Source organism: Achromobacter ruhlandii (assembly GCF_902859695.1).
Taxonomy (GTDB): Bacteria; Pseudomonadota; Gammaproteobacteria; order Burkholderiales; family Burkholderiaceae_B; genus Achromobacter; species Achromobacter ruhlandii.
In genome coordinates, this window is sequence record NZ_CADIJL010000003.1 from 292,736 (window position 1) to 309,903 (window position 17,168).

Annotated in this window: 18 protein-coding genes; 6 read left to right on the forward strand and 12 right to left on the reverse strand. The window is 65.8% G+C overall.

From position 1 onward, the window contains the following. The first annotated feature begins 53 nt into the window (after positions 1 to 53). The 3 genes from HV742_RS05730 (at position 54) to HV742_RS05740 (ending at position 2,008) form a co-directional block, all read left to right on the forward strand. Entirely contained in the window at positions 54 to 761 is a 708-nt protein-coding gene (locus HV742_RS05730) for a Crp/Fnr family transcriptional regulator (protein ID WP_054419840.1), read from the forward strand. Positions 762 to 963: 202 nt separating this feature from the next. Beyond that, positions 964 to 1,425: a MarR family winged helix-turn-helix transcriptional regulator gene (locus HV742_RS05735; RefSeq protein ID WP_049076957.1), complete on the forward strand. Its 462-nt coding sequence runs from the start codon at positions 964 to 966 to the stop codon at positions 1,423 to 1,425. A 154-nt stretch (positions 1,426 to 1,579) separates the two neighbouring features. Next, entirely contained in the window at positions 1,580 to 2,008 is a 429-nt protein-coding gene (locus HV742_RS05740) for an organic hydroperoxide resistance protein (RefSeq protein ID WP_024070675.1), read from the forward strand. A gap of 486 nt (positions 2,009 to 2,494) precedes the next feature. Here the strand turns inward: HV742_RS05740 and HV742_RS05745 are convergent, their stop codons facing one another. From HV742_RS05745 to HV742_RS05775, 7 genes are all read right to left on the reverse strand, one after another. After that, positions 2,495 to 3,217: an ABC transporter ATP-binding protein gene (locus HV742_RS05745; RefSeq protein WP_064528418.1), complete on the reverse strand. Its 723-nt coding sequence runs from the start codon at positions 3,215 to 3,217 to the stop codon at positions 2,495 to 2,497. Between the two features lie 16 nt (positions 3,218 to 3,233). After that, a complete protein-coding gene (locus HV742_RS05750) occupies positions 3,234 to 5,159 on the reverse strand; it encodes a branched-chain amino acid ABC transporter ATP-binding protein/permease (protein WP_059272798.1) in 1,926 nt (641 codons plus the stop codon). Between the two features lie 3 nt (positions 5,160 to 5,162). Then, a complete protein-coding gene (locus tag HV742_RS05755; protein ID WP_049076953.1) occupies positions 5,163 to 6,035 on the reverse strand; it encodes a branched-chain amino acid ABC transporter permease in 873 nt (290 codons plus the stop codon). Between the two features lie 142 nt (positions 6,036 to 6,177). Then, the gene (locus tag HV742_RS05760; protein ID WP_049076952.1) at positions 6,178 to 7,341 is read right to left on the reverse strand and encodes an ABC transporter substrate-binding protein; all 1,164 of its coding nucleotides are present in this window, start codon (positions 7,339 to 7,341) and stop codon (positions 6,178 to 6,180) included. Between the two features lie 333 nt (positions 7,342 to 7,674). Continuing rightward, the gene (locus tag HV742_RS05765; RefSeq protein ID WP_063569609.1) at positions 7,675 to 8,616 is read right to left on the reverse strand and encodes a LysR substrate-binding domain-containing protein; all 942 of its coding nucleotides are present in this window, start codon (positions 8,614 to 8,616) and stop codon (positions 7,675 to 7,677) included. Positions 8,617 to 8,668: 52 nt separating this feature from the next. Continuing rightward, on the reverse strand, positions 8,669 to 9,031 hold the full coding sequence (locus tag HV742_RS05770) for an antibiotic biosynthesis monooxygenase family protein (protein WP_063579988.1): 363 nt from the start codon (positions 9,029 to 9,031) through the stop codon (positions 8,669 to 8,671). A gap of 5 nt (positions 9,032 to 9,036) precedes the next feature. Further along, complete coding sequence (locus HV742_RS05775) at positions 9,037 to 9,669, reverse strand: LysE/ArgO family amino acid transporter (protein ID WP_049076948.1); 633 nt, start codon at positions 9,667 to 9,669, stop codon at positions 9,037 to 9,039. A gap of 149 nt (positions 9,670 to 9,818) precedes the next feature. On the opposite strand from HV742_RS05775, the gene HV742_RS05780 reads away from it, so the two are divergent. Then, positions 9,819 to 10,718, forward strand: a complete 900-nt coding sequence (locus HV742_RS05780) for a LysR family transcriptional regulator ArgP (RefSeq protein WP_049076946.1) — start codon at positions 9,819 to 9,821, stop codon at positions 10,716 to 10,718. Between the two features lie 19 nt (positions 10,719 to 10,737). After that, complete coding sequence (locus HV742_RS05785; RefSeq protein WP_049076944.1) at positions 10,738 to 11,229, forward strand: copper chaperone PCu(A)C; 492 nt, start codon at positions 10,738 to 10,740, stop codon at positions 11,227 to 11,229. Positions 11,230 to 11,431: 202 nt separating this feature from the next. On the opposite strand, the gene gdhA is transcribed toward HV742_RS05785, so the two are convergent. Together gdhA and HV742_RS05795 are read right to left on the reverse strand one after the other, a co-directional pair. Then, positions 11,432 to 12,778, reverse strand: coding sequence for an NADP-specific glutamate dehydrogenase (gdhA, locus tag HV742_RS05790; protein ID WP_054500375.1), 1,347 nt, complete (start codon positions 12,776 to 12,778; stop codon positions 11,432 to 11,434). 451 nt (positions 12,779 to 13,229) lie between these two features. Beyond that, positions 13,230 to 14,018: an exodeoxyribonuclease III gene (locus tag HV742_RS05795; protein WP_049076940.1), complete on the reverse strand. Its 789-nt coding sequence runs from the start codon at positions 14,016 to 14,018 to the stop codon at positions 13,230 to 13,232. A gap of 134 nt (positions 14,019 to 14,152) precedes the next feature. Between HV742_RS05795 and pyrE the strand changes: the two genes are divergently transcribed. Next, entirely contained in the window at positions 14,153 to 14,842 is a 690-nt protein-coding gene (gene pyrE, locus HV742_RS05800; RefSeq protein ID WP_063583587.1) for an orotate phosphoribosyltransferase, read from the forward strand. Here pyrE and HV742_RS05805 read toward each other — a convergent pair. The 3 genes from HV742_RS05805 to gatB form a co-directional block, all read right to left on the reverse strand. After that, positions 14,757 to 15,335 (reverse strand): type II toxin-antitoxin system VapC family toxin, encoded by a 579-nt coding sequence (locus HV742_RS05805; RefSeq protein ID WP_175144666.1) that lies wholly within the window; start codon positions 15,333 to 15,335, stop codon positions 14,757 to 14,759. The genes pyrE and HV742_RS05805 overlap by 86 nt on opposite strands. Next, a complete protein-coding gene (locus HV742_RS05810; RefSeq protein ID WP_063583586.1) occupies positions 15,332 to 15,583 on the reverse strand; it encodes a hypothetical protein in 252 nt (83 codons plus the stop codon). The genes HV742_RS05805 and HV742_RS05810 overlap by 4 nt, the downstream gene beginning before the upstream one ends. Positions 15,584 to 15,710: 127 nt before the next feature. Beyond that, complete coding sequence (gene gatB / locus HV742_RS05815; RefSeq protein ID WP_049076931.1) at positions 15,711 to 17,168, reverse strand: Asp-tRNA(Asn)/Glu-tRNA(Gln) amidotransferase subunit GatB; 1,458 nt, start codon at positions 17,166 to 17,168, stop codon at positions 15,711 to 15,713.

Here is a 17,168-nt window from a genome sequence, read left to right on the forward strand (position 1 = left end):
TTGCTACCAACTGTCACCATCGCGACATTCAAGGAACTTTTAGGGTATTCCCGATGCAGCTATCCGACTCCCTGCAACTGGCCGCGGCCTGGTTTCGCGTACTCGACGCCGAGCAGCAAGCGCGCGTTGAGCGAGACCTGTCCGTGCAGCAAGTTGCCGCCGGGTCGATCATAGAGCGCAAAGGCGAACTCGCCCAGGCTTGGATCGGCGTGCTGGCGGGCCTGGTGAAGGTGTCGGTGGGAAATGCCGAAGGCAAGGTCGCATCGCTGACCGGCGTGCCCGCGGGCGGCTGGATCGGCGAGGGCTCGCTGCTCAAGCGCGAAGTCCGCAAGTACGACATCGTGGCGCTGCGCGATTCCGTCGTCGCGCGCCTGCCGGCCGCCACTTTCGATTGGCTGCTGGACACCAGCATTCCCTTCAACCGCTACCTGCTGCACCAGCTGAACGAACGCGTCGCCCAGTTCATCGGCAAGGCCGAATACGACCGCCTGCTGGATCCGGACGCGCGCGTGGCGCGCTGCCTGGCCGAGCTGTTCAACCCGCTGCTGTACCCCGGCATGGGCATGCGCCTGACGATCACGCAGGAAGAGGTCGGTTACCTGGCGCGGGTCTCGCGCCAGCGTGCCAACCAGGCGCTGCGCAAGCTGGAAGAGGCCGGGCTGCTGAATGTCGAGTACGGCGCCGTGCGGGTGCTGGACCTGGACGGCTTGAAGCGCTACGGTTCCGACCGCGGGGCGCTGGAAGGCGAGCACGCCGCCTGAACGGGGCCGAGACGCCTGCCTTGGGCGACACGGCGCGGGGCCCAGGCCCTTGGAGGTGTCGCCGGATACCCCCCTGCTCACCATCTTCGACGGGGCCTTCCTGCCGCAGCGCAGCACGCGAGGGGACGCCAATCGCCATGGCGGATACAAAAGCCCGGAAAAATTGCTTGACGATAAATAGCGCGCTATTTAATATTGCACAATGAAATCCAGATCCCAGCCCAAAAGCGCGTTCAACCCGCTGCTGCTAGACAGCCAGCTGTGTTTCGCCCTGTACTCGACCTCCCTGGCGATGAACAAGGTGTACCGCAAGCTGCTGCGCGGCCTGGATCTGACGTATCCACAGTACCTGGTCATGCTGGTGCTGTGGGAACGCGACGAAATCACGGTCACCGACATCGGCGAACGCCTGTTCCTGGACTCGGCCACCCTGACGCCCCTGCTCAAGCGGCTGGAAGCGGCGGGCCTGGTTACCCGGGCCCGCGCGCAGGATGACGAACGCCAGGTCATCGTCACCCTGACCCGGCAGGGCCGCGACCTGCGCAACCAGGCCGAAGCCGTGCCCCACGCCATCGCCGCAGCGGCCCAGTGTTCGCTGGAAGAGGCGCAGGGCACCATGAAGTCGTTGCACGAATTGCGGGAAAAGTTGGTCAGCAGTCTTTGATTCGCAGTCTTTGCGGAGGATGATGGCAATCGCTGTCATTCCCGGTTATAAATAGCGAACGATGTAATCGTGTGCTATCAAATCAGTAAGGGTCGAAGCGGGAACGTTCCCGTCAGCCCGGCAGTCCCTCACCTTCATCCAAAAGGAAAGCACCATGTCCATCGAAAAAGTCCTCTACCGCGCCCACGCCCACGTCACCGGCGGCCGTGAAGGCACTGGCGTCTCCAGCGACGGCAACCTGAACGTCAAGCTGACCACCCCGAAGGAACTGGGTGGCGCCGGCGCGGCCGGCACCAACCCCGAGCAGCTGTTCGCCGTCGGCTACTCCGCCTGCTTCATGGGCGCCATGAAGTTCGTCGCCGGCCGCGACAAGATCGCCATGCCCGCCAACGCCACCATCGACGGCTCGGTCGGCATCGGTCCCATCCCCACCGGTTTCGGCATCGAAGCCGAACTGAAGATCTCGCTGCCCGGCATGGACCGCGCCGAAGCCGAAAAACTCGTCGCCGCCGCCCACATCGTCTGCCCCTACTCGAACGCCACCCGCGGCAACATCGACGTCACCCTGACCATCACCGTCTAAGCAAAGCGCGCGTCCCGCGCGCCAAAAGCAAAGGCAGGATTGCGCCAAGCGCAATCCTGCCTTTTTTCATCCGCCCCACTCCCAAGAACAGGCGGCCCACCAAGCCGTCCGTCACCCGCGCGCAGCGTCATCCGCCAACGCAAAACCAGCGCGTAAGCCCAAAAAGGCCGCCCGCGCGGCCGCCTTTGGGCGGGCCCCGCAAGATCTTCAGCGAGAGCACCCGCGGCCAAAGCATGCCAAGCACACGGCTAACCCCGGCAACGCAGGAATCAGAACAATCGCGAGCACGGCGGGGCGGCGGGCGGTGGCGGGCGGGGCGTGTAGATGCGCCCGAGGGAATCTGAAGGAACAGCCGAAGGCTGTGACGAAGATGACGAAGGGGCAGTCCGGAGCGAACGCTCCGGACCGCAATCGTAGCCCCGCCCGCCACCGCCCGCCGCCCCGCCGTGCGTCTCAAGAACTCAATCCCACGCAACAACAAAAAAACTAATGCCCCCCACCAAGATAAGCCGCCACCACAGCCGGATCATGCTTCAACTTCTCCGCACTCCCATGCACAGAAATCCGCCCATTCTCCAACACATACCCATAATCCGCGACATTCAACGCCGCCGCCGCAAACTGTTCGACCAGCAACATCGTCACCCCTTCATCCTTGAGCCGCGCGATGATCCGGAAAACCTCCTCCACCAGGATCGGCGCCAACCCCATCGACGGCTCATCCAGCAACACCAGCTCCGGATTCAGCATCACCGCCCGCGCCATCGCCAGCATCTGCTGCTCGCCGCCAGACAGCGTTCCCGCCAACTGATCGCGCCGTTCCTTCAGCCGAGGAAACAGATCCATCGCCCGCCCCAGGTCCGCCTGCACGTCGCCCTTGGGCCGGCTCCCCGTCAACCGGGGAAATGCGCCCAGCAGCAGATTGTCGGTGACGGAAAGCGTAGGAAACACCCGCCGCCCTTCCGGCGAATGCGCCAACCCCAGCCGCGCGATCCGATGCGACTCCAGCCCGTCGATGCGCTTGCCACCCAATGTGACCTCGCCCGCGGTCGGCCGGATCATCCCCGACAGCGCCCGCATCGTCGTCGTCTTGCCGGCCCCGTTCGAGCCGATCAGCGTCACCACCTTGGCCTTCGGGACCTCCATGCTGATGCCGTGCAGCACCTTCACCTTCCCGTAGCCCGCTTCCAGATTCTTGATCGATAGCATGTTGTCGTCCTTGGCGTCAGGCGGGCGCGCCGCCCAGATACGCCTCGATAACCTTGGCGTTGCTCTGCACTTCGTTGGGCAGCCCCTCGGCGATCTTCTGGCCGAAGTCCAGCACCGACACGGTGTCACATACTCCCATCACGACGTCCATGTGGTGCTCGATCAGGATCAGCGTGATGCCGTGGTCGCGCACCTTGCGGATGATGGCCAGCAGCTCGACGATGTCGGGCGCCGTCAGGCCGGCCGCCGGCTCATCCAGCAGCAGCAATTGCGGATCCAGCGCCAGCGCGCGGGCGATCTCCAGCAACCGCTGCTTGCCGTAGGGCAGGTTGCGCGCCTCCTCGTTGGCCATGCTGTCCAGCCCGACGAACTCCAGCAGCGCCAGCGCGCGGGCGCGGGCGCCTTGCTCCTCGCCTTTCCACTTGGACGTGCGCAGCGCGATGCCCGCCAGCCCGGTGGTGAACGTATGGTGCAGGCCCACCAGCACGTTCTCCAGCGCCGTCATTTCGCCGAACAGTTGCACGTTCTGGAATGTGCGGGCGATGCCGGATGCGGCGATGTCGGCCGGCGCCAGCCCCACCAGCGACTTGCCCGAGAACTCCACCGAACCGGCCGTCGGCACGTAGATGCCGGTCAGCACGTTCATCATGGTGCTCTTGCCGGAGCCGTTCGGGCCGATCAGCCCGTGGATGGTGCCGCGCTTGATGGTCAGGTCGACCTGGTTGAGCGCCTTCAGGCCGCCGAACTGCATCAGCACCTGCTTGGCCGCCAACAGGGTCTCGCCCTGGCCGCGCGCGCTTTCGGGCACGACCGCCTCCTGCTCCTTGACCAGGTCCTTTTTGACCGACAGCGCCGCGCGGCGGGTCGAGAAGAACAGGTTGCGCACGAAGCCGACGATGCCGTCGGGCAGGTAGTACACGACGAACAGGATCATGGCGCCGAAGATCGTCAGGCGCCAGTCGGTCACCGCGTCCAGCCAGTAGGAGAACACCGCCAGCAGGATGGTGCCGACCACCGGCACCGCCACCCGGCGGGCCTCGGTGCGGCCCTTGGAGATGGCGATGGCGCTGCCCACCGTCACCAGGATCGCCACGCCCAGCGCGATCAGGCGGAAGGTGCCGATGTCGTCCAGCATCTTGGGCAGCAGCACGATGATCGACGCGCCCAGCAGCGCGCCGGTGCGGCTCTTGCGTCCGCCCATGATGATGGCCAGCAGGAACAGGATGGTCAGTTCGAAGTTGTAGGTGTTGGGCGAGATGTACTGCTCGGAATACGAGTACAGCGCGCCCGCCAGGCCGGCGAAGCCGGCGCTGATGACGAAGGCGAACACCTTGTGCCGGTAGACCGACACGCCCATGCAGTCCGACGCGATCGGGCTGTCGCGCAGGGCCTCGAACGAGCGGCCCAGGTGCGACTTGAGGATGCGGTGCACCACGATCAGCGACAGCACCAGCAACGCCGCCACCAGCCAGAAGTACTCGCTCTTGGTCAGGATGTGTCCGCCGATCGACGGCTTGGGGATCTTGATGCCGAGCGGGCCTTCGGTCATGAAGGTCATCTCGTTGATCAGGATCTGGATGATGGTGCCGAACGCCAGCGTCACCATCGCCAGATACGGACCGGTGACCCGCAGCGCCGGCAGCGCCAGCACCGCGCCGAACGCCGCCGCGATCAGGATGGCCGCCGGCAGCGTCACCCAGATCGGCATCTGCAGATGGAAGAACAGCACGCCGGCCACGTACGAGCCGATGCCGAACAGGCCGGCGTGGCCCAGCGACACCTGGCCGGTATAGCCCACCACGATATCGAGCCCGAACAGCAGGATCGAATAGATCATGATGGTTTCGATCAGGTGCAGGTAGTACGTGTTGGTCACGCCCAGCGGCACGGCGGCCAGGCAGGCCACGGCCACAATGGATAGCAGAAGGTGCAGGGGTTTCATCGATTACACCTTCTTGATCGCGGTCTTGCCGAACAGGCCGGCGGGCTTGAAGGTCAGTACGAGCAGCAGCAGGACCAGTCCCGGCACGTCTTTGTACCCCGTCGAAAGATAGAAACCGGTGGTGGTCTCGGCGATCCCCAGGATCAGGCCGCCCACCACCACGCCCATGCCGCTGGACAGGCCGCCGATGATGGCGACCGCGAAGGCCTTCAGGCCCAGCACCGCGCCCATGGTGGCGCCGGTCAGCGTCAGCGGCGCCACCAGCACGCCCGCGAAGGCGGCGGTCAGCGACGACAGGGCATACGAAAACGTGATCACCATGCCAGTGTTGATGCCCATCAGGCCGGCGGCGTCGCGGTCATTGGAGGTGGCGACGAAGGCCTTGCCATAGATGGATTTGCGGTTGAACACTTCCACCAGCAGCATCATCGCCAGCGCGCCGAACACCACCAGCAGCTCCATCGGCAGCACGTTGGCGCCCAGCACCTGGATCGGCGCCTCGGGCAGCGGCGAGGGAAAGCGCAGGTCGTCGCGGCCCCAGACATTCTCGGCCACGTTCTTGAAGATGATGCCCAGCGCGATCGTGGCCATGATCCAGCCGAACTCCGACCGCGTCTTGATGGCCGGCCGCACGCCGACCCGCTCGACCAGCACGCCTTGCGCGAAGCCGAAGATGCAGACGATGGGAATCATGACCCAGTAGTTCACGCCCAGTCCGACCAGCGTGAGCCCGACCAGCGCGCCCAGCATCAGGGCTTCGCCCTGGCCGAAGTTCAGGGTGCCGGATGTGGCGAAGGTGAGCTGGTATCCGAACGCGATGACGGCATAGATCATGCCTAGCGCGATACCGCTATAGATAAGCTGTAGAAGAATCATGGTATGTGTCGTGAGGCGCTGTGTTCCGTCCCAACCCCCTTGGGCAGAACGCTGTTGTCAGGCGACTGCATGCCGGCGCCCCGCGCACCGGGACGCCGGCGGCGGCGGCCGGGCAGCCGCCGCCGCATTGCTGCGGACGAACCTAGTTGGCCTTGACCACGCGGCCGCCCTTGACCTCGCCGATGACCACTTCCTTGGCGGTGATCGCGTCGTGGTTGTCGTGGGTGAAGGGCTTGTTGTAGGTCATCACCACGCCTTCGACGGGCGTCTGCAGGTTCTCGAGCGCTTCACGGATCTTCGGGCCGTCCGTGGAGTTGGCCTGCTTGATGGCCGCGGCCAGCAGGAAGATCGAGTCATAGCCCTGGGCCGCCGACACCGGCGAGTCGATGCGGTTGTTCTTGGGCTTGAATTTGGCCAGGTAGGCGTCGATGAACGCCTTGCGCTTGGGCGTGTCCGGGTCCTGGATGAAGGTCTGCGGCATGCGCGCGCCTTCGCCATTGGCGCCGGAGTTGTCGATGTAGTTGGCCATCGACAGCGTCCAGCTGCCGATGATCGGCACCTTCCAGCCCAGCTTGGCCATGCCGTTGGCGATCTGCGCCAGCTCGGGGCCGATGCCGTAGGTCAGCACGGCTTCTGCGCCCGCGGCCTTGGCCTTGAGCAGCTGGGCCGTCATGTCGACGTCCTTGATGTTGAACTTCTCGACGGCGACCGGCTTGATGCCCTTGGCGTCCAGGGCCTTTTCCAGGTCCTCGCGGCCGAGCTGGCCGTAGTTGGTCGAGTCGGCCAGGATCGCGACCTTCTTGAAGCCGCGGCGCGTGATGGCTTCTTCGACGATCATCGGCGCCTGGATGCTGTCGTGCGCCGCGTTGCGGAACACGTAGTTGTCCGGGTATTCCGGCGCCTTGAACTGGTGCGTGATGACGCTGCCGGTGGCGACGTTGTTGAACACCGGGATCTTGGCGTCCTGGTAGAAGCGCTGCGAGGCCAGCGCCACGCCGGTGTTGATGTAGCCGACCGTGGCCGTGACCTGTTCCTTGTTGATCAGCTCCTGGGCGATCTGCACGCCGCGTTCGTTCTTGGCTTCGTCGTCGCGCTCCACCGCGACCAGTTGCCGGCCGAGCACGCCGCCGCTCTTGTTGATTTCCTCGATGGCCAGGCGCACGCCGTCGCGCATGCTGACGCCCATGGAGGACGAGCCCCCGGTGTAGGGACCGGCCACGCCGATCTTGATGGGGTCGGCGGCGTAGCCCGCGGCCGATACGGCAAAAGCAAGGGTTCCTGCAAGCAGCTTCAAACGAAAATCCATGGATGTCTCCGTTGTAATTAGTAGAACTGCGTGGAAAACCGTGTGCCGGCGCCAGGCGGCGAGGAAAGAGGTTGGTGGCGCGCTCCTGTGTTGCGTGTTGTGACTGTCTGCTTAATCGCTTACGCGAATCTGACCGCGCGGGGTTTTTCCGCGTAAATACCTAGTACGGGCGCAAGGGTGCCGGACCCGGGCGCTGCGATGCAGCATCCGATGGGAAAGGATCGGGCAACGCCATGACGCGGCGCCTGCCTCCGGCGCGCGGCCACGTTCGGCGCATCCTAGCCAGCGATGCGCCATGGCGCGCGGAATTTCCTTCCGCCCGGGACTGGAAATTTATTCCGGCTTGGCTGGCAGGCCGCGCGGCCACTGGGATGCGCGTTCGCAGACCTCCGCCAGCCATAGGGAAAACGCTTGGGCCGCGCCGCCGGGCGGGCGCGAGATTTCGGTGCACAGGTGGTACTGGGATTCACCCGGTGTTTCGATGTCGAGCACGCGCAGCAATTTGCCTTCGTCGAGCCATTCGGCGGCGAGCGTGCGGCGGGTCAAGGCGATGCCCTGGCCGGCGCGGGCCGCCGCCAGCATCATGCCCAGGTCGACCAGCCAGACGCCGCGGGCGGGCTCGGGCCAGTCCAATCCCGCCGCGGCCAGCCATGGACGCCAGGGTTCCATCGGGCAGCGCAGCAGCGCGGCGCGCGCCAGGTCCTGGGGACGGTCGAACGGGCCGTGGGCGTCGCGATAGGCCGGCGAGCACACGGCGAACACCGGGTCGGTGGTCAGCGGCCGGGCATGCAGGCCGGGGTATTTGCCGCTGCCGAAGCGGATCCAGACATCGGCGTTTGGCGGCGTGATGTCCAGGTAGGGAATGGACAGCATGATCTCCAGCTCGACGTCCGGATGGGCGGCGGTGAAACCGGGCAGGGCGGGGATCAGCACCTGGCGGGCGAAGGTGGGCGTGGACACGACCCGCAGGGGTTCGAGCTTGGGTTCGCCGCGCTTGTGCAGCGAGGCGTCCGACAGCAGGTCCAGCGCGGTGCGCACCTGCTCCAGGTATTCGCGCCCGGCGGCGCTCAGGGTGGCGCCGCGGCTGCTGCGGATGAACAGGGTGACGTCCAGCTGCGCTTCCAGCGCGGCGATGCGCTTGCCGATGGCGCTGGCGGTGACGAAGAGTTCTTCGCTGGCGCGCTCGAACGAACCGAGCCGGGCGGCCGCCTCGAAGGCCTGGATGGCGGCCAGCGGCGGCAGGCGCACGTCTTTGGAAGGAGAGGGTCCGCGCATGATCGTCTGGCGGGCCGGCCATGCGCCCGACGAAAGAGTGGCAACCCGGCGATTATAAAAGTGCTGGACCGGGCAGTCCGTCCCCGTATTCCCTTAGCACCTGGGCGATGATCACCCGGTAGCCGTCCAGCCAGCGCGACTGCGCGGCCTTGGCCTGCTGGTGGGCAGGGTGGCGGATCAGGGCTTCCAGGGCTTCAAGCGATTCCCAGTAATAGACATTGGCGTACAGGCCGCGCGCGGGATCTTCCCAGGCCTCTTCGCCCAGGTAGCCGGGGGTAGCCCGCGCCGCCGTGGCGATGGCCTGGTCGAGCCGGTGGAAGTCGTCGTCGAACTGCTTCTTGGCGAAGATGAAGGTGGCGGTGTAGCGCGCGGGCCCCGGGTGGGCGGGGCTGGGACAGGCGGCGGTACCGGGCACGGCCGTCAGACGCCCTTGACCGCCAGGCTGATCGCCAGGCCCGCCATGACCACGGCGATGACGCCGTCCAGCACGCGCCAGGCCGAGGCGCTGGCGAAGAAGCGCGCGAACAGGCGCGAGCCGATGCCCAGCACGGCCAGCCACAGCAAGCTGGCGGTGAAGGCGCCGGCGGCGAACGCCATGCGGGCGTCGTCGAAGCCGTGGGCCAGCGAGCCGACCACCACCATGTCGAGCCAGAAATGGGGGTTCAGCAGCGAAAAGCCCAGGGCGCCCAGCATCGCGGCACGGCGCGAGGGCACCACGTCGCGCGCGGCGGCCAGGCCGCCGGTGGCGGTCCAGGCGCGGCGCGCCGATTGCAGCGCGTACCAGGACAGGAACGCCACGCCGAACCACAGCACCGCGGTGGTCAGCCACGGGAACCAGGCGGTCAGGGCCTGCAGGCCCGAGACGCTGGCGAAGATGAAGATGGCGTCGATCAGGGCGCAGATGGCGACCACCGACAGCAGGTGCGCGCGCATCAATCCCTGGCGCAGGATGAATGCGCTCTGTGCGCCGACAACGGCGAACAGGCCCAGCCCGGTGGCCGTGCCGCTGGCCCAGGCGGTGAGGAAGAGGGGGGAGGACAACGTGGCGAACATGACTGCGAACCTTTTGACTGCAACGCCTTGTGGCGGCGCTTGGATACCGGGCCGGCAGCGTCGCGCATGCCGGCAATGCAACATTTTCGCTTGCCGCCAATATGAAATACAGCTAATTTTCCTTCACTATATTAAGTAAAACTAATCCTATGAAGATCGATCATGGCAACCTGCGCGCCCTGGCCGCGGTGGTGCGCGAAGGCAGTTTCGAGCGCGCCGCGCTGGCGTTGAGCGTAACGCCGTCGGCGGTGTCGCAGCGGATCAAGGCGCTCGAAGACCGCATGGGCCGGCTGCTGGTCCAGCGCACCGTGCCGGCCGCCGCGACCGCCGACGGTCAGGTACTGGTGCAATTGGCCGAGCAGACCGCGCTGCTGGAGCACGACGCGCTGAACCGGCTGGGCGTGGCGGACGACGATGTGCCGCACGCCAGCATCCCCATCGCCGTCAACCACGACAGCCTGGAGACCTGGTTCGTCGACGCGGCGCTGCAGTTTTCCAGCCGCACCCGCGCCACGCTCGACATGCAGTCCGAAGACCAGGACCATACCGCCGCGTTGCTGCGCAACGGCTCGGTGCTCGGCGCGGTGACGACGCTGGCCGATCCGGTGCAGGGCTGCCGCATCCACGCGCTGGGCAGCATGCGCTATGTGGCGACGTGCACACCGGCTTTCCACAAGCGCTATTTCGCGCAAGGCGTGAACGCGCAGACGCTGGCGCAGGCGCCGGTGCTGGTGTTCAACCGCAAGGACGCGCTGCAGGCCCGCTTTGCCCACAAGATCTCCGACCCGGCGCCGTGGCAGCCGCCGGTGTGGTGGGTGCCGTCCACGCGCGCCTTCGTGCAGGCTACGCTGGGCGGGCTGGGCTGGACGATGAATCCGCTGCCGCTGGTGCAGGAACATCTTGACGCAGGTCATCTGGTGCTGCTGCGGGGCCGCGCCTGGGAGGATGTGCCCCTGTATTGGCAGCATTGGCGGGTAAACTCCGAGGCCATGGAAGCTTTGACCGACTCGGTTCTGTCAGCCGCCCGCAGCCTGGTCCGGCGGCGTTAACCCTTTAGGAGAACACCTCATGAACATCCGCAAGTTCGCCGCTGTCGCCATCCTGGGCCTGTGCGCGGCCGGGTCCGCCTGGGCCAAGGACTACAAGGTTGGCGAGGTCGAGGTCGATGATCTCTGGGTGCGCGCGTCCGCCCCGGGCCAATCCAACGGCGCAGGCTACATGGATATCGACAACGAGGCCAAGACGCCCGACCGCCTGCTGTCGATCTCGTCCGACGCCGCCGAGCGCGTCGAGCTGCATACGGTCGAAACGGCCAACGGCGTGGCCAAGATGCGCCCGGTCGAGGGCGGCATCCCGCTGCCGGCCAATGGCGAGGTCAAACTTTCGCCGGGCGGCTATCACGTCATGTTCATCAAGCTGAAGGCGCCGTTCGCCGAGGGCGCCACCGTGCCGGCCACGCTCAAGTTTGAAAAGGCGGGCGAGGTGGCGGTGCAGTTCAAGGTCAAGCCGGCTTCGCACAATCCCGGCATGAGCCATGACCACGGGGCGATGAAGCACTGATCCCGGCGGCATCGGCGGCGCGCCGGTACGGGGCTCGTATGCCGTTCGCGCCGGGCGCTGCGGCATCAGGGCAGGCAGGGCAGAGATCCGAAATGATCTCTGGCCGCACGGCGGTCCGCCATGGAAAAAGGCGGCAGGCTTGAACAGCCCGCCGCCTTTTTATCGTCGCATTGCCGGCGCCGGAGGGCCGCCGGCATGTCGATCAATACAGCCCTTGCTGGCGCATCGCGTCGGCGACCTTGACGAAGCCGGCGATGTTGGCGCCGTCCAGGTAGTTCACGTATTCGCGCTCGCTGTGGCCGTGGCGCACGCAGTTCTCGTGGATGTCGCGCATGATGGCGTGCAGGCGCGTGTCCACTTCTTCGCGGGTCCACGCCAGGCGGGCCGAGTTCTGGGCCATCTCCAGGCCCGACACGGCCACGCCGCCAGCGTTGCTGGCCTTGCCCGGGGCGTACAGCACGCGGGCGGCGATGAAGGCCTTGGCGGCGTCCAGGGTGGCGGGCATGTTGGCGCCTTCGGCCACGCACTGCACGCCGTTCTTGATCAGCGTTTCGGCGTCGGCCAGTTCCAGTTCATTCTGGGTGGCGCAGGGCAGGGCCACGTCCACGGGCACGTGCCACGGGCGCTTGCCGGGTTCGTAGACCAGGCCGAATTGGCGCGCGTAGGCGTCCAGGCGGCCGCGCAGGTCGTTCTTGACGTGCATCAGCGCCACCAGCTTCTCGTGGTTGAAGCCGGCTTCGTCGACCACCGTGCCGTTCGAGTCGGACACCGTCACGACCTTGGCGCCCAGCGCCATGGCCTTCTCGATGGCGTACTGGGCCACGTTGCCCGAGCCCGAGACCGACACGCGCAGGCCGTCGAACGACTTGCCGACGCGCTTGAGCATTTCCTCGGCGAAGTAGACGGTGCCGTAGCCGGTGGCTTCGGGGCGGATCAGGCTGCCGCCGAAGGTCAGGCCCTTGCCGGTGAAGACGCTGGCGGTGGAGTTCGACAGCTTCTTCATCATGCCGGCCATGAAGCCGACTTCACGCGCGCCCACGCCGATGTCGCCGGCCGGCACGTCGGTGTCCGGGCCCAGGTGGCGGTACAGCTCGATCATCAGGGCCTGGCAGAAGCGCATGACTTCGGCGTCGGACTTGCCCTTGGGGTCGAAGTCGGAGCCGCCCTTGCCGCCGCCCATGGGTAGCGTGGTCAGCGAGTTCTTCAGGGTCTGCTCGAACGCCAGGAACTTCAGGATCGACAGGTTCACCGAGGGGTGGAAACGCATGCCGCCCTTGAACGGGCCGATGGCCGAGCTGTGCTGGATGCGGAAAGCGCGGTTGACCTGCGCCTGGCCCTTGTCGTCGGTCCAGCACACGCGGAACTGGATCACGCGTTCCGGTTCCACCAGGCGCTCGAGCAGGGCGTGCTCGGCGTAGTGGGGGTGCTTTTCGATGAAAGGCCACAGACTCAGCATCACCTCCTGGACGGCTTGCATGAATTCCGGTTGCTGCGGATCGCGCACGGCGACGCTACGCAGGAAGTCGTCCAGACGCTGCACTTTCAACATGATCTCCTTGGGGGCGCTTCGAATGGGTGCGGAGATGCGCCGTTTTGGGGCGCGGTATCTCCGTTTTGGTGCGAGTAGCACCGGCTTGGTGCGGGATTGTAGGGCTAATTTGTTGCCCTGCGCAAAGCCGGAAAGTGCGCCATCGTCTTGATATCAAAGCACTTTTTCTTATTTTTATTGGGGACGTATTATGATTGGGCGCGCGGGTGCGGAACCGGAGACTTCATAGCAGAAGTCATGAGGCATTGAATTCATAGGGAAAATTAATATGTCCCCAATATTATGGGAATCTGGGAAGCGGCGCGGGATCGCCGCCCCATAGGGGAATCCAGCCTTTTGGCGGGATATGGTCCTCATCTTGCAAGGCCTGATCCCCTTTATGTGTCCCTAAATATATTTTGAGCAGGATCATGCGCGCGGGCGGCGGAATCCGTCTTCCGCCGCCCGTCTTTCAGAGCGTGGCGTCGTAGTCGATGGTCAGCGGCGCGTGGTCGGAAAAACGTTCGTCCTTGTAGATGGCGACGCTGCGCGCGCGGGCGGCGATGCCCGGCGTGGCGATCTGGTAGTCGATGCGCCACCCGACGTTCTTGGCCCAGGCCTGGCCGCGGTTGCTCCACCAGGTGTATTGGTCGGGGCGGTCGTCGATGGTGCGGAACACGTCGACGAAGCCGCGCTTGTCGAACACGTCGGTCAGCCAGGCGCGTTCCTCGGGCAGGAAACCGGAGTTCTTCAGGTTGCCCTTCCAGTTCTTGAGGTCGATTTCCTTGTGGGCGATGTTCCAGTCGCCGCAGATGATGAATTCGCGGCCGGTCTTCTTGTGTTCGTGCATCAGTTCGTCGATCCACGGGCCGAAGCGGTCCAGGAAGCGGTACTTGGCCTGTTGGCGTTCGTCGCCGCTGGAACCGGAGGGCAGGTAGGCGCTGATCACGGACAGGTTTTTCCAGTCGGCGCGGATGACACGGCCTTCCGGGTCGAACTCCTCGCAGCCCAGGCCGATGTTGACGCGCTCGGCCGCGTCGCGCAGGTAAATGCCGACGCCGCTGTAGCCTTTCTTGACGGCATGGTGGAAGTGGCCGGTGTAGCCCGGCGGGTGGCGCAGGTCGTCGGTCAGATCCTCGTCGGACACCTTGATTTCCTGCAGGCACAGCACGTCGGCGGCGTGCTTTTCCATCCAGGGTTGCAGGCCCTTGCGGAAGGCGGACCGGATGCCATTGAGGTTGATCGACGTGATGCGCAGCAAAGCGGGACTCCTGTAGAGCGGCCGGAAACGGCCGGAACAATGCCAGGAATTTAACCGACTGGGCGACGTTGTCCGGGAAAGGCCCCGACAGCGGATAAAATGCCGGGGTTTGCCACCTCCCGGATCCTCCTCGCATGTCTGCCGCCCATACCGCCTCCGCCACCTCGCTCGACTTTGTCCGCTTCGCCCTGAACGAAGGCGTGCTGCGCTTCGGCAGCTTCAAGGTGAAGTCTGGTCGTATCAGTCCCTATTTCTTCAACGCGGGCCTGTTCAACAGCGGCGCATCGGTTGGCAAGCTGGCGGGCTTCTACGCCCAGGCGCTGCTGGATTCGGGCGTGGCCTTCGACATGCTGTTCGGGCCCGCCTACAAGGGCATCCCGCTGGCCACCGCCACCGCCGTGGCGCTGGCTGGCCACCCGGCGATGCAGGGCCGCGGCGACGTGCCGTTCGCCTACAACCGCAAGGAAGCCAAGGACCACGGCGAAGGCGGCACGCTGGTGGGCGCGCCGCTCAAGGGCAAGGTCGTCATCATCGACGACGTGATCACCGCGGGCACCTCGGTGCGCGAGTCGGTGGAGATCATCCGCAGCGCCGGCGCCGAACCGGCCGCCGTGCTGATCGCCATGGACCGCATGGAACGCGCGGGCGCCGACGACGCGCTGTCCGCGCACTCGGCGGTGCAGGACGTGGCCAAGACCTACGGTATCCCGGTGGTGGCGATTGCCTCGCTGGCCGACATCATGGCGCTGCTGCAGGACGACGCCGCGTTCGCCGAGCACCGCGAGGCGGTGCAGGCATACCGGACGAAGTACGGGGTGAAGTAAACCCGGGCCGGTGGGACTTGGCCCGCCGGCTTCCGTATCGGACTCCAGGGGACTCCAGCCTGTTGGCCGGCCCCTCAGCGCCGATGACGACGAGATCACACGCATATGCCGCTTGCGTCAGGCGCTTGTCGAAGGTGGCCAGTGCGGCATCGTGCCAAAGCGCAAGTTCCAGATACGACGCGTCGTACACCGTGAGGGCGTGTTGCCGGGCAAGGGCGACACAGCGCGGCAGCCATGTGGTGGCAGGTCGGTGTTCGTTGACCACTGGCGCCCTCTTCAACCGCGTTGAAAATTTGGCCAGCATGGCTGGCGTGGCTTGCCGCGACCGTTCGATGCGCAGCGCTCCCTGGGCGACCTCCAGCTTCCAGATCAAGGGGACGAGGGCGGGCTTATCAACCAGGCCTTCCAGTATCGCGAGCGCTTGTCCACTGTGGGTCTGGCTGGGCAATTGCAGCCAACTCAAGGCAACCGACGCATCGAGCACGAGCTTCATTCGCGTATCCCCTTGACGGCGTACCACCAGGTGGCGTCGTCCACATACGGGATGCCCTTGAGTTGCTTGAGTTCCTCGATCGCGCGGTGCGCCTCTTCGGTCAGGAGGGGGTTGACCCGCCAGAACTGGGCATATGCCATGCCATCTCGCATGATGACGACCCGGGTGCCCCCGTGGGCGGCCTCGATAAGTTCGTCCAGCCGCTGCGCGACCTGTTCGTGTGGAACGGATAGGTAGGGGGTAGTCATGGCCAAGTCTCCGGCGCGAAATCGACCGAACCATTCTTGGCCAAACAAAAAGCCGCGGCAAGATGCCGCGGCCTTCGGTTCGGTCTGATACTGCGCCGGTCCTCGTGATGACGGGCCGGCGCGGGGATCAGCTATCCAGCTTCTGCTTGAGCAGGTCGTTGACCTGCTGCGGGTTGGCCTTGCCGCGCGCGGCCTTCATGATCTGGCCGACCAGCGAGTTGAACGCCTTCTGCTTGCCGGCGCGGTACTCCTCGACGATGGCCGGATTGGCCGCCAGCACCTCGTCGATCATGGCGCCGATGGCGCCGGTGTCGCTGATCTGCTTGAGGCCGCGGGCTTCGATGATGGCGTCGGGCTGGCCGCCGTTCTCGCCGGCCCACATGGCGCCGAACACTTCGCGCGCGATCTTGTTGGAGATCGTGCCGTCGATGATGCGGTTGATCAGCGCGGCCAGGGCCGGCGCCTGCACCGGCGCGTCGGCGATGGCCTTTTCTTCCTTGTTCAGGGTGGCGGCCACTTCGCCCATGATCCAGTTGGCGGCCAGCTTGGCCTGGCCGGCCGGCAGCGCGTGCGCCACGGCCTCGAAATAGGCGGCCAGGTCGCGGCTGACGGTCAGCTGGGCGGCGTCGTAGGCCGGCAGCCCATACTCGGACTCGAAGCGGGCGCGCTGGGCGGCCGGCAGTTCGGGCATGGCGGCGCGGACCTCGTCGACCCATTCGCGCGAGATCACGAGCGTGGGCAGGTCGGGATCGGGGAAGTAGCGGTAGTCGTGCGCGTCTTCCTTGCTGCGCATGCTGCGGGTTTCGTCGCGGTCGGCGTCGTACAGGCGGGTTTCCTGGACCACGGTGCCGCCATCCTCGATCAGCTCGATCTGGCGCCGCGCTTCATAGGTGATGGCGCGTTCCAGGAAGCGGAACGAGTTGACGTTCTTGATCTCGGTGCGGGTGCCGAATTCCTTCTGGCCGACCGGGCGCACGGAGACGTTGGCGTCGCAGCGGAACGAGCCTTCCTGCATATTGCCGTCGCAGATGCCGAGCCACACCACCAGGCTGTGCAGGGCGCGCGCGTAGGCCACGGCCTCGGCGGCCGAGCGCATTTCCGGTTCCGTGACGATTTCCAGCAACGGCGTGCCGGCGCGGTTCAGGTCGATGCCGCTGGCCGGCGAGCCGTTGGCCAGGGTGAAATTGTCGTGCGAGGATTTGCCCGCGTCTTCTTCCAGGTGCGCGCGCGTCAGGTTGACGGTCTTTTCTTCCTCGCCGACGAAGAACGACAGCGAACCGCCCACCACCACCGGCAGCTCGTACTGGCTGATCTGGTAGCCCTTGGGCAGGTCGGGGTAGAAGTAGTTCTTGCGCGCGAACACCGAGCGCGGCGCGATCTCGGCGCCGACCGCCAGGCCGAAGCGGATGGCGCGTTCGGCGGCGCCGCGGTTCATGACCGGCAGGCTGCCCGGCAAGGCCAGGTCGACTTCGTTGGCGTGGGTGTTGGGCGCGGCGCCGAACTCGGTGCTGCTGCCCGAAAAGATCTTGGAGTCGGTGGAAAGCTGGGTATGCGTTTCCAGGCCGATGACGATTTCCCAGTTCAT

What these genes read in the sequence shown, in the direction of transcription:
- HV742_RS05730 (WP_054419840.1), top strand. Translation starts at nt 54, where the DNA reads ATGCAGCTATCCGACTCCCTGCAACTGGCCGCGGCCTGGTTTCGCGTA.
- HV742_RS05735 (WP_049076957.1), top strand. Translation starts at nt 964, where the DNA reads ATGAAATCCAGATCCCAGCCCAAAAGCGCGTTCAACCCGCTGCTGCTA.
- HV742_RS05740 (WP_024070675.1), top strand. Translation starts at nt 1,580, where the DNA reads ATGTCCATCGAAAAAGTCCTCTACCGCGCCCACGCCCACGTCACCGGC.
- HV742_RS05745 (WP_064528418.1), bottom strand. Translation starts at nt 3,217, where the DNA reads ATGCTATCGATCAAGAATCTGGAAGCGGGCTACGGGAAGGTGAAGGTG.
- HV742_RS05750 (WP_059272798.1), bottom strand. Translation starts at nt 5,159, where the DNA reads ATGAAACCCCTGCACCTTCTGCTATCCATTGTGGCCGTGGCCTGCCTG.
- HV742_RS05755 (WP_049076953.1), bottom strand. Translation starts at nt 6,035, where the DNA reads ATGATTCTTCTACAGCTTATCTATAGCGGTATCGCGCTAGGCATGATC.
- HV742_RS05760 (WP_049076952.1), bottom strand. Translation starts at nt 7,341, where the DNA reads ATGGATTTTCGTTTGAAGCTGCTTGCAGGAACCCTTGCTTTTGCCGTA.
- HV742_RS05765 (WP_063569609.1), bottom strand. Translation starts at nt 8,616, where the DNA reads ATGCGCGGACCCTCTCCTTCCAAAGACGTGCGCCTGCCGCCGCTGGCC.
- HV742_RS05775 (WP_049076948.1), bottom strand. Translation starts at nt 9,669, where the DNA reads ATGTTCGCCACGTTGTCCTCCCCCCTCTTCCTCACCGCCTGGGCCAGC.
- HV742_RS05780 (WP_049076946.1), top strand. Translation starts at nt 9,819, where the DNA reads ATGAAGATCGATCATGGCAACCTGCGCGCCCTGGCCGCGGTGGTGCGC.
- HV742_RS05785 (WP_049076944.1), top strand. Translation starts at nt 10,738, where the DNA reads ATGAACATCCGCAAGTTCGCCGCTGTCGCCATCCTGGGCCTGTGCGCG.
- gdhA (WP_054500375.1), bottom strand. Translation starts at nt 12,778, where the DNA reads ATGTTGAAAGTGCAGCGTCTGGACGACTTCCTGCGTAGCGTCGCCGTG.
- pyrE (WP_063583587.1), top strand. Translation starts at nt 14,153, where the DNA reads ATGTCTGCCGCCCATACCGCCTCCGCCACCTCGCTCGACTTTGTCCGC.
- HV742_RS05805 (WP_175144666.1), bottom strand. Translation starts at nt 15,335, where the DNA reads ATGAAGCTCGTGCTCGATGCGTCGGTTGCCTTGAGTTGGCTGCAATTG.
- HV742_RS05810 (WP_063583586.1), bottom strand. Translation starts at nt 15,583, where the DNA reads ATGACTACCCCCTACCTATCCGTTCCACACGAACAGGTCGCGCAGCGG.
- gatB (WP_049076931.1), bottom strand. Translation starts at nt 17,168, where the DNA reads ATGAACTGGGAAATCGTCATCGGCCTGGAAACGCATACCCAGCTTTCC.